At 74.4% G+C, this 9,745-nt stretch carries 11 protein-coding genes; 2 read left to right on the forward strand and 9 right to left on the reverse strand.

What is annotated here, in order from left to right; translation table 11 throughout:
* Positions 1-33: 33 nt before the first annotated feature.
* From ACH9D3_RS08400 to ACH9D3_RS08415, 4 genes are all read right to left on the reverse strand, one after another.
* Positions 34-462, reverse strand: coding sequence for a universal stress protein (locus tag ACH9D3_RS08400; protein WP_396410577.1), 429 nt, complete (start codon positions 460-462; stop codon positions 34-36).
* Between the two features lie 150 nt (positions 463-612).
* Positions 613-1,029, reverse strand: a complete 417-nt coding sequence (locus tag ACH9D3_RS08405) for an Hsp20 family protein (protein WP_396410578.1) — start codon at positions 1,027-1,029, stop codon at positions 613-615.
* Positions 1,030-1,218: 189 nt separating this feature from the next.
* The gene (locus ACH9D3_RS08410; protein WP_396410579.1) at positions 1,219-1,647 is read right to left on the reverse strand and encodes a hypothetical protein; all 429 of its coding nucleotides are present in this window, start codon (positions 1,645-1,647) and stop codon (positions 1,219-1,221) included.
* On the reverse strand, positions 1,644-2,999 hold the full coding sequence (locus tag ACH9D3_RS08415; RefSeq protein ID WP_396410580.1) for a phosphoribosyltransferase family protein: 1,356 nt from the start codon (positions 2,997-2,999) through the stop codon (positions 1,644-1,646). Before ACH9D3_RS08415 ends, ACH9D3_RS08410 begins: the two co-directional genes overlap by 4 nt.
* A 314-nt stretch (positions 3,000-3,313) precedes the next feature.
* Between ACH9D3_RS08415 and ACH9D3_RS08420 the strand changes: the two genes are divergently transcribed.
* Entirely contained in the window at positions 3,314-3,907 is a 594-nt protein-coding gene (locus ACH9D3_RS08420; protein ID WP_396410581.1) for a hypothetical protein, read from the forward strand.
* A gap of 27 nt (positions 3,908-3,934) precedes the next feature.
* Here ACH9D3_RS08420 and ACH9D3_RS08425 read toward each other — a convergent pair whose 3' ends face one another.
* The 5 genes from ACH9D3_RS08425 to ACH9D3_RS08445 are packed head-to-tail and all read right to left on the reverse strand — an operon-like array spanning position 3,935 to position 8,033.
* Positions 3,935-4,981 carry a 3-hydroxyisobutyryl-CoA hydrolase gene (locus tag ACH9D3_RS08425; protein WP_396410582.1) on the reverse strand — a complete coding sequence of 349 codons (1,047 nt, stop codon included), beginning with the start codon at positions 4,979-4,981 and terminating at the stop codon, positions 3,935-3,937.
* Positions 4,982-5,014: 33 nt separating this feature from the next.
* The gene (locus tag ACH9D3_RS08430; protein WP_396410583.1) at positions 5,015-5,845 is read right to left on the reverse strand and encodes a glycerophosphodiester phosphodiesterase family protein; all 831 of its coding nucleotides are present in this window, start codon (positions 5,843-5,845) and stop codon (positions 5,015-5,017) included.
* A gap of 10 nt (positions 5,846-5,855) precedes the next feature.
* On the reverse strand, positions 5,856-6,737 hold the full coding sequence (locus ACH9D3_RS08435; protein ID WP_396399603.1) for an HAD family hydrolase: 882 nt from the start codon (positions 6,735-6,737) through the stop codon (positions 5,856-5,858).
* On the reverse strand, positions 6,734-7,051 hold the full coding sequence (locus ACH9D3_RS08440) for a hypothetical protein (protein WP_396410584.1): 318 nt from the start codon (positions 7,049-7,051) through the stop codon (positions 6,734-6,736). Before ACH9D3_RS08440 ends, ACH9D3_RS08435 begins: the two co-directional genes overlap by 4 nt.
* 52 nt (positions 7,052-7,103) lie before the next feature.
* Positions 7,104-8,033, reverse strand: a complete 930-nt coding sequence (locus ACH9D3_RS08445) for a PfkB family carbohydrate kinase (protein ID WP_396410585.1) — start codon at positions 8,031-8,033, stop codon at positions 7,104-7,106.
* A 235-nt stretch (positions 8,034-8,268) separates the two neighbouring features.
* On the opposite strand from ACH9D3_RS08445, the gene ACH9D3_RS08450 reads away from it, so the two are divergent.
* The gene (locus ACH9D3_RS08450) at positions 8,269-9,720 is read left to right on the forward strand and encodes a glyceraldehyde-3-phosphate dehydrogenase (protein WP_396410586.1); all 1,452 of its coding nucleotides are present in this window, start codon (positions 8,269-8,271) and stop codon (positions 9,718-9,720) included.
* Positions 9,721-9,745: the final 25 nt, after the last annotated feature.

Genomic DNA, 9,745 nt, shown 5'->3' on the forward strand with positions numbered 1-9,745 from the left:
CGGGCGCCCGCGGCGGCGGTCGACGCCGTCCGGTCAGTGCCGGACGACCAGCACCGGGCAGTGGGCGTGGGCGATGCAGGCGTTGGAGACGGATCCCAGGGCCGGGCGCCGCATCCCCCCGTGCCCGTGGCGGCCGAGGACCAGCATCAGGGCGTCCTCGCTCTCCTCGACCAGCCGGGCCGCGGCCCGTCCGTGGAGCAGCTGGGTGCTGACGTCCTCGGGCACCTCCCCGCCGAACACCTCGGCGACCGTCGACCGCAGCACGTCCTCGGTGCCCTCCGGTGGCCTGTTCGGGTCCACCGTCTCCCATCCCTCGTAGATCGGCGGTCCCTGCCAAAACATGACGGCGGTCAGCGGGGCGTCCAGGGCCCGGGCGATCTCTGCGCCCTCCCGGAGCGCAGCCTTCGAGGAGTCCGACCCGTCGATCCCGACGAGTATGCGTTGCTGCGCTGCTGCGACCATGGTCGAACTCCTTCGTTCCGGCGACCGAGGGCGTGCCGGCCGGCCCGCCCTCCTCCACGATAGGACGTGGTGACTCCCGTCACAACGGAGCCGCGGTCCCGTGCCGACGACTCACCGGGCCCCGCCCTCCGAGCTGGGCCCACGGGCCCGTCAGCCGCGGGTCACCTGGATCTTCCGGGTCGCGGGCGGGTCCACGTGGTCGACGACGGGGACGCGGACCTCCAGCACGCCGTCGCGGTAGGAGGCGCTGATGTCCTCGTCCCGGCAGCCCGGCGGCAGCGGCAGCGCGCGGGTGAACGAGCCGTAGCGGAACTCGGAGCGGTAGCTGCCCTTGTCCTTGTGCTCCGTCCGCTCCCGCCGCTCGGCCCGGAGATGGAGCACGTCGTCGGCCACGGTGAGCTCCACGTCCTGGTCGGGGTCGATCCCGGGCAGATCCGCCCGGATCACCACCGTGTTGCCGTCCCGGTACTCCTCCACCCGGGGCCAGGTCGCCTCGACGTCCCCCTCGAGGAGACGACGGAGAGGCTCGAGCATCTCCAGTCCCTCCCTGCGCATCAATCCGGCCATGACCCGACTCCTTCCCGTGGCACCCGGCCGTGCCGGCGACCGGGCGCGTCGACCCGGACGCCGGAGGACGTGGTGCGGTCCGTCTGGACCCTTCCAGCGTAGCCACCGCCGACCGGCCGCGTCAGCCGTGCGGGCTCGGGTGCGCCTTGATGACGGGGCCGCTCCCCCGGGCGCCCCGCGAGGACCGGCTCAGCAGCCCGGCGGCCCGGTGTCCGGCACCGGTCCCCTGGGCGGTCGCTCGTGGTGGAGGGGCCGCAGCGCTGCGGTCTCCGCCGTGTGCCCGTCCCGCACGTTCCAGGACGGCCGGTCGCCGCGGACCACGCTGCGGTCGGACCGTCCGGCCTCGACCGCCACCGTGGCGTTGCGGGTGGCGTCGAGCACGCCGGGACCCCCGCCGTCCGGTCCGTGGCGCGACGGCCCACCCGGGCCAGGAGTGCGACGACGTCGGCCTGACAGCTCTCGGGCACGATCGGCGACCTCCTCGTCGGCCCGCATCCGGGTGTTCCAGCGCTCGACGAGCCGCTCGAGGTCCGCGGGGCCCGCCGGCGGACCCGCGAGGGAACGGATCCCCGCGCGGGCCCCGGCCTCGTCGGAGGGACCGCGCCCACGGGGGTTCACCGGGACGTCCCGTCGCCGCGCTCCCCGCCCGGGTGGAGGTGGCGGAGGAACCAGTCCCCGGCGAGACCCGCCGCCTCGGCGAGCGTGCCGGGCTCCTCGAAGAGGTGCGTGGCGCCCTCCACGACGGCCAGGCGGGTGGGGCAGCGCATCGACTCCTGCGCCCACCGGTTGCGGCCGAGCACCTCGACGTCCTCGCTCCCGACGATCAGCAGCGTGGGTGCCCGCACGTCCCGCAGCCGCTCGCCGGCGAGGTCGGGGCGGCCGCCGCGGGAGACGACGGCCGCGACCGGCGCACCGGGCTCCGCCGCGGCCCACAGTGCGGCGCCCGCCCCCGTGCTCGCTCCGAAGTACCCGATCGGGGACGCCGCGGAACCGGGCTGCTCGCGCAGCCACGCCGTGGCCAGCAGGAGCCGCTCGGCGAGCAGGCCGATGTCGAAGACGTTGGCCCGGTCCGCTTCCTCATCGGGGGTGAGCAGGTCCAGCAGGAGGGTGCCGAGGCCCGCCTGCTGCAGCACGGAGGCCACGTACTGGTTCCGCGGGCTGTGCCGGCTGCTGCCGCTGCCGTGGGCGAAGACCACCACCCCGGCCCCGGGGTCCGGCAGGTGCAGGTGCGCTTCGAGCTGCGCACCCCCGGCCGGGATGCGCACGTCCGCGTCGACGGGGTGGGCGTGCCCGGTCCGCCGCGGCCCGGGCGGACCGGGCAGCGCGGCCCGGTGCCGGCGCCGGGCGGCGTCGAGCAGGGCCACGACCTCGTCGTCCTCCGTGGCCGTGAAGTCCCGGTAGTGGTGGCCCACGGCCGTGAAGTGCGCCGGGGTGGCGAGGCAGACCACGTCGTCCGCCTCGACCACCCGGCCGAGGGCCTCCTGCGGGGCCACCGGCACGGCCAGCACCACGCGCGCGGCGCCCAGCTGCCGGGCGATCCGGCAGGCCACTCTGGCCGTGGAGCCGGTGGCGATGCCGTCGTCGACGATCAGGGCCGTCCGCCCGGTCAGGTCGACCCGTTCCCGGCCCTCCCGGAACCGGGCCGTCCGGGCCTCGAGCACGGCCCGTTCGCGCGACTCGATCCGCTCGAGCTGCGCGTCCGTCACCCCGAAGTACTGCAGGGTCCGCTCGTCGAGCACGCGGGCGCCCTCCTCCCCGATGGCGCCCATGGCCAGTTCGGGCTGGGAGGGGGCCCCCAGCTTGCGCACCACGATGACGTCCAGCGGCGCGTCGAGGATCTGGGCCACCTCGTGGGCCACGGGAACCCCGCCGCGGGGCAGTCCCAGCACCACCACGTCCTGGTCCCGCAGGGGTCGGAGCCGCTTCCCCAGCTCCCGCCCGGCCTCGACCCTGTCCTCGAAGACCGCCATGGCCCCCACCGCCTCTCCGGCGGGCGCCCGGCGCGCCGCGCCTCCGGCTCCACGCGCGCCCCGGGATCCTGCGAGCCGGCGCGGACGACTCCAGCGTAGGCAGGCGGCGAACCCGGTGGAAGACCTGCGGAGCAGGTGACGGACGTGGACACCCGCCCGGTCGCGACCCATAATGCGAGCACCCCGGCCGACGGCCGGTTCCCGGGCGGGCACCCGCTCGGACCGGGGAGGAACAGGCCGGCAGCACGAGCCGGAGACACGGGCCGGAGACACGGGCCGGACTCGCGACAGTCCGGAAGATCGGAGCAGAGCGCATGGAGGACCCCACGGACGACCGCACGGGCAGCAGGGTGCTGCGCACGGTCTACACGCTCCTGCTGGGGACGCTGCTCGCCCTGTTCGTGGGTCTCGGCATGGCCACGGTCCACCCGGGCCCGGAGGAGCCTGCGCCGCCCCCGGCCGTCGCGGGGGCGCAGGAGTCCCGGGAGCCCGCGCCGGAGGTGCAGCAGCAGCGGGCCGCGTACGAGCGCGACCGGGAGGCGTGGGCGGCGGAGTCGGCGCCCCACCACCGGGACGTCGGTGTGGTCGCCCTCGTCGCCGCCGTCCTGCTCCTGGCGGCGGGCCCGGCTCTGGAGCGGCGCCGACCGGTGCTGGGCCGCGCCCTCCTGCTCGGCGGACTCCTGACGCTGCTCCACGGCGTGGTCCGCGGCCTCCTCTCGCAGGACACCCTCGCGGCGTTCGGCCTGGTCACCGTGGCGCTCGTGGTGCTGCTGCACCTGGGCTACCGCCGGTTCGTGGACCGCCCCACCGACCCATCCGGCCCCACCGACTCCACCGATCCCGGCGGTCCCTGGGGCTCTCCGCCCGTGGTGGTCAGCAGCAACGGGAAGCACCCGTCGCGCCGCTGAGCGGAGCGGGCGCGCCGCGTCCCCCGGTCAGCGGGGCAGCGGCAGCTTCTCGTCGAGCAGGGCCCGGACGGCCGCGGCGTCGACGTCCGCCACCGAGGAGTGCTCCCAGGCCGGGGTGTTGTCCTTGTCCACGAGGACCGCGCGCACGCCCTCGGTGAAGTCGGGTCGCGCGATCGTGTCGGCGGCGAGGCGCAGCTCCCGCTCGAGGCAGGAGCGCACGCTGTCGTCGGCCGCGCCGCGCTCGAGCAGCTCGAAGGTGCGCACCAACGAGGACGGGCTCATCCCCGCGAGGTCCTCCGGGGCGGCGGCGACGATCTCCTCGAGGGTCGGGGCGCCGTACTGCTCCTCGATCTGCTCCCACCGGGCCACGACGCCCGACGGCTCCGGCTCGCGCGCGAAGCGGGCCAACGCGTCCTCCGGGCCCTCCTCCAGCACGGCCCCGGCGAGGGCCTCGAAGTCCTCGTCGGCCACGAGGACGTCGGCCAGCCCGAGGGCGACGGCGTCCGTGCCGCTGATGCGCTGCCCGCCGAGAGCGAGCCACCGGCCCACGGCCCGGCCCGGCTCCCCGCGTCGGCCCGGCCGGGAGACGCGCGGCAGGAACCAGGAGGCGCCGATGTCGGTGAAGAACCCGATCTTCGTCTCGGGCATCGCCATGACGGTCGAGGGTCCCACCACCCGGTGGGAGCCGTGCACGGAGATGCCCATGCCGCCGCCCATGCAGATGCCGTTGATCAGCGCCACGTAGGGCTTGGGGTAGTCCGCGATCAGGCCGTCGAGGGCGTACTCGACGGCGAACACCTGCGTGGCGGCCTCCGTCCGGCCGCCGAGGACGGCGTCGCGCACCTCGCGGATGTCACCGCCGGCGCACCACGCCTTCGGCGAGGCCGACGTGACGAGCACGTGCCGCACGGCGTCGTCGTCCCGCCACGCGTCGAGGGCGTCCTTGAGGTCGCGGTACATCTGCGCGGTCAGCGCGTTGAGCTGCCGGGGGCGGTTGAGCACGATGTGCCCGGTGCCGTTGCGGACCTCGGTCAGGACGTGCTGGGCGGTGCCGGTCGTGGCGGTGTCGGTCATGTCCTCCACCCTGCCACGGGCGGGGCCGCCGTGTCATGGCTCACGCGACCGGGGCGGCCACTGCCCCCGCCGCGCCAGGAGCGAGGCGAGCCGGTCGGCCCGGTCGGTGACGATCCCGTCCACCCCGAGCTCGAGCAGCTCCGCCATCTCGTCCGTCTCGTTGACGGTCCACACGTGCACGTCGATGCCGTGCCGGTGCGCGAAGTCGATGAAGCGGGGGGTCACGAGCCGCACCTCCGGACCGCCCCGCGGCCGGTAGCACCGGGGGATCTGGACGGTGTCGAACGGCTCGATCCAGCGGGCGACCGCCCGCCGGGCGAGGCGCCAGCTGGGCCCGCCCAGCCACGAGCACACGAGCAGCAGGCGCATCCCCTCCTTGCCGGAGGACGTGGGGACCGACCGGCCCTCGAGCTCGCGGATCCGGCGCAGCGTGCGCCGCCGGCGGCTCTCGGAGAAGGAGGTCACGCGCACCCGCTCCACGGCCCCGAGCTCGTGGAGCAGGGCCGGCAGGGCGGTCACGGACGCCTCGTCCTTGACGTCGAGGTTGAACTTCAGCCCGGGCAGCTCCGTCAGCAGGTCGGCGAGCCGGGGGATGCCCCCGGCACCCGCGACGCGCTCCGCGCGGATCTGCTCCCAGCTCAGCGCCGAGACCTTCCCGCTGCCGGCCGTGACGCGGTCCAGGGTCTCGTCGTGGAAGGACAGCACCACGCCGTCCGCCGTCGTGTTGACGTCCGTCTCGACCCACTCGTAGCCGAGGTCCCGGGCCGCGCGGAAGGCCTCGACGGTGTTCTCCGCCCCCTCCGGGCAGAAACCGCGGTGGGCCAGGGCTGCCGGGATGTCGCGCCGGTGCGCTCGAGAGGTCACCCTCCTAGTGTTACCCCGTGGTAGCGGATTGTCCCGCCCATGACGCGCCGGGTCGCCCGCTGCGCAGCAGCGCCTCGATCACCTGGGCCACCCCGTCCTCCTCGAACGGCGGGGCCGTGCGGCCCACGGCGCGCGCGACGGCGGGGTGACCGCTCGCCATCGCGTAGCCGTGGGCCGCCCACGTCAGCATCTCGAGGTCGTTGGGCATGTCCCCGAAGGCCATCACCTCGTGCGGCCGGATGCCCCGCTCGGCGGCGTACTGCTCCAGGGTGCGGGCCTTGGTGAGGCCCTTCTGCCCCATCTCGACGAGCGGGGAGGCCGCGACCGAGTGCGTCACGGACAGCCTCCCGGCCACGAGCTCGGTGAGGGCCCCGAAGTACTCCTGCGGATCGGCGGCATCCAGCTTGGCCAGGAACTTCACGAGCCCCCGGTCCCCCGGCAGCCGGTCCCGCAGCGCCCCCACCAGCGGGGCACCGGTCTCCATCCGGTCGGTGCGCGCCCAGCCCCGGTCCGTGTAGACGCCGTCCAGGGTCTCGGCCGCGAACAGCGTGCCGGGGTGGTGGGCGGCCACCTCCTCCATGATCGCGAAGGCGTCCCGGGCGGGGAACAGGCTCGACTCCACGACGACGTCCGCGGTGAGGTCGTAGACCACCGCCCCGTTCGAGCAGATCACCACGCCCTCGTGGCCGAGCTGCTCGCGCAGGGGGTCGAGCCAGCGCATGGGCCGGCCCGTCACGAACACCACGTGGATGCCGGCGGCCTGGGCCGCCCTGATCGCGTCGACCGTGCGCGGGCGGAACCGGAAGTCGTGCCCCAGCACGGTGCCGTCCAGGTCGCTGGCGATCAGCTTGATCGGGGTCCCCTCCCGGGGGGCCTCCGGAGTCGGGCTCACGGGTGTGCCGTCACCTGCGCCTCCACCCACGCCTCGTGGATCCCCGTGCGGAAGACCCGGGCGGTGCCGGAGCCGAACCGCTGGGAGTTCCCGGGGACGGGGCCGGCGCCGTCGGCGACGTCGAGCTCCTCCTCGCCCACCGCGGTCACGCACGCGACATGGCGGTGCGGCTGCGGGGACACGTCCTCGCCGCCCGCGCCCATGGTGCCCGGCAGCTGTCCTGGGGCGAGCCGCCCCCCGTCCACGACGTCCTCGGAGCGCAGCGAGCAACCCGGGAGCCCGGACAGGCCTGCATGCGGGTCGCGGTCGGGCACGGGCTCTCCTCCGGGTCGGCGTCGGGCGGGGCGGGCAGCAGGGACGGCCGGGTCAGGCCGGGGGGAGCTCGTCCCTGCGGGGCAGGTCGGCGCCGGCGCGCGAGACCGTGACGCCGGCCGCCGAGGCGGCGTGGCGCAGCAGCTCCCCGACCGGCTCCGCGTCGAGGTTGTCGATCCGCTCGCGGGCCTGCGCGCCCGTGAAGCCGTGGTCGGTGAGCCAGCCCAGCAGGGCCGCCATGAAGGAGTCGCCCGCCCCGACGGTGTCCACGACCGTGGTGCGGGCCGCGGGCACGGCCACCCCGCGCGGTCCGGTGGCCCGGGTGCGGGCCCACGGACCCAAGGGTCCGCGGGTGACGACGACGAGCTCCGCGCCGGCCGTGAGCCAGGCGCCGGCGCTCTCCTCGACGCTGCGGTGGGGGTACAGCCACAGGAGGTCCTCGTCCGAGGCCTTGACGACGTCGGCGAGCGCCACGAGCTGCTCGGCCCGGGCCCGGGCCTCCGAGGAGTCGGGGATGATGGACGGCCGGCAGTTCGGGTCGTAGGAGATCAGGGCGGAGCGGTGGGCCTGCTCCACGGCCTGCAGGACCTTCGAGGCGCCGGGCTCGAGCATCGCGCCGATCGATCCCACGTGCAGCAGGGAGGTCTCCCGGAGCAGCTCGCCCAGCTGCTCGTCCGAGAGGTCGAGGGACCAGTCCAGCTGGAAGTCGTAGGTCGCGGCGCCGTCGTCCCCGATGACGGCCTCCGCCACGGAGGTGGGCCGCGCATCGGCCCCGAAGGGCAGCAGCACGCCGTTGTCCCGCAGGTGCGCCTCGACCTGGGTGCCGTACTCGTCGCCTCCGTAGCGGCCGAGGAACTGGACCTCGTGGCCGAGCCGGGCCAGACCCACGGCCACGTTCATGGGGCTCCCCCCGGCGTGCGCGCGGGGCTCCTGGCCGCGCCTGGAGACCACGTCCACGAGCGCCTCACCGATCACCGTCAGCATGCCCTCACGGTAGCACCCGCCGATCGCGCGCACCCCGCGCGCAGTCCCTCTCCGGGGCCGCCCGCCGGCCCCGCCCCGGGCGCGTCACAGGGCCGGGGAGGGCGCCCCCGTGCCACTAGAATGGAGGGCGGCACCCTGCGGCGACCGCAGCGGCGTGCGCCCCCGACCGCGCAACGAGGCGCGGCACGTCACGGCCGGACACGATGACGTCCCCGGCCGAGGAAGAGAGTCATTCTTGAGCACTCCCGAAAGCTGGTCCGACCGCGAGGCACTCGCCGAGCTCATCGTCCCCCTGGTCGGTCGTCTGCACCGTGAGCACAAGGTCGTGCCGACGGTCTACGGCCGCTCCCTGGTGCACAAGTCCGTGACGGAGATCATCAAGGCGCACCGCTTCGCCCGGCGCATCGACGGGGAGGAGCTGCCCCTCGAGGACACGACCCGCCTGCTCGAGGCCATGTCCGGGCTGAACCTCGGCACCTGCGCGGTGGATCTCGGCAAGCTCAACCGGCTCGCCCAGGCCTCGGAGCAGGACCTGGACACGTTCCTGCGCGAGGAGCTCGCCCCCGTCGTGGACCGCAGGGACCAGAACTTCCCGGAGACCCAGGACGTGGTCCTCTACGGGTTCGGCCGGATCGGCCGCCTGCTCGCCCGCATCCTGATCAACCGCAACGACGGCACCGGCCTGAACCTGCGCGCCGTCGTGGTGCGCAAGAAGCCGGGCAACGACCTGGTCAAGCGCGCCTCGCTGCTGCGCCGCGACTCGGTGCACGGGAAGTTCGACGGGACGATCCACGTCGACGAGGAGAACGACGTCATCACCGCCAACGGCGTGGCGATCAAGTTCATCTACGCGAACGACCCCTCGGAGATCGACTACACCGAGCACGGCATCGACAACGCGATCGTCGTGGACAACACGGGGGTCTGGCGCGACGAGGCGGGCCTGTCCAAGCACCTGCAGTCCCGGGGCGTGGCCAAGGTCCTGCTCACGGCGCCCGGCAAGGGCGACCTGAAGAACATCGTGTGCGGCGTCAACGACGACGTCATCACCCCCGAGGACACCATCCTGTCCGCCGCGTCCTGCACCACCAACGCGATCACCCCGGTGGTGAAGGTGGTCAACGACAAGTACGGCATCAAGCAGGGCCACGTCGAGACGGTGCACTCCTACACCAACGACCAGAACCTCATCGACAACTGGCACAAGGGCGACCGCCGGGGCCGCTCCGCCGTCCTGAACATGGTCATCGCCGAGACCGGCGCGGCGAAGGCCGTGGCCAAGGCCCTGCCGGAGATGGCCGGGAAGCTGACGGGCAACGCCATCCGCGTGCCCACCCCGGACGTGTCCATGGCGATCCTCAACCTCCAGCTCGAGGACGCCCCCGAGTCCGAGGACGCGGTCAACCAGTACCTGAAGGACATCTCGCTGAACTCGTCCCTGCGCAAGCAGATCGACTACACGGACTCCCCCGAGATCGTGTCCACGGACTTCGTGGGTTCCCGCCGCGCGGGCGTCGTCGACGGCCTGGCGACCATCGTCAACGGCAGCACGCTGGTGCTCTACGTCTGGTACGACAACGAGTTCGGCTACTCCTGCCAGGTCGTGCGGGTGCTCGCCCGGATGGCCGACATCGCCATGCCGCAGTTCCCGGCCGAGCGCGTCGCCGTCGGCACGTCCGCCGGCTGAGCCCGGGCCGACCCCGAGGGGCCGC

Origin of the sequence: Kocuria kalidii (assembly GCF_044462225.1) — a bacterium.
Taxonomy (GTDB): Bacteria; Actinomycetota; Actinomycetes; order Actinomycetales; family Micrococcaceae; genus Kocuria; species Kocuria kalidii.

What these genes read in the sequence shown, in the direction of transcription:
- ACH9D3_RS08415 (WP_396410580.1), bottom strand. Translation starts at nt 2,999, where the DNA reads ATGGCGGTCTTCGAGGACAGGGTCGAGGCCGGGCGGGAGCTGGGGAAG.
- ACH9D3_RS08420 (WP_396410581.1), top strand. Translation starts at nt 3,314, where the DNA reads ATGGAGGACCCCACGGACGACCGCACGGGCAGCAGGGTGCTGCGCACG.
- ACH9D3_RS08400 (WP_396410577.1), bottom strand. Translation starts at nt 462, where the DNA reads ATGGTCGCAGCAGCGCAGCAACGCATACTCGTCGGGATCGACGGGTCG.
- ACH9D3_RS08425 (WP_396410582.1), bottom strand. Translation starts at nt 4,981, where the DNA reads ATGACCGACACCGCCACGACCGGCACCGCCCAGCACGTCCTGACCGAG.
- ACH9D3_RS08445 (WP_396410585.1), bottom strand. Translation starts at nt 8,033, where the DNA reads ATGCTGACGGTGATCGGTGAGGCGCTCGTGGACGTGGTCTCCAGGCGC.
- ACH9D3_RS08405 (WP_396410578.1), bottom strand. Translation starts at nt 1,029, where the DNA reads ATGGCCGGATTGATGCGCAGGGAGGGACTGGAGATGCTCGAGCCTCTC.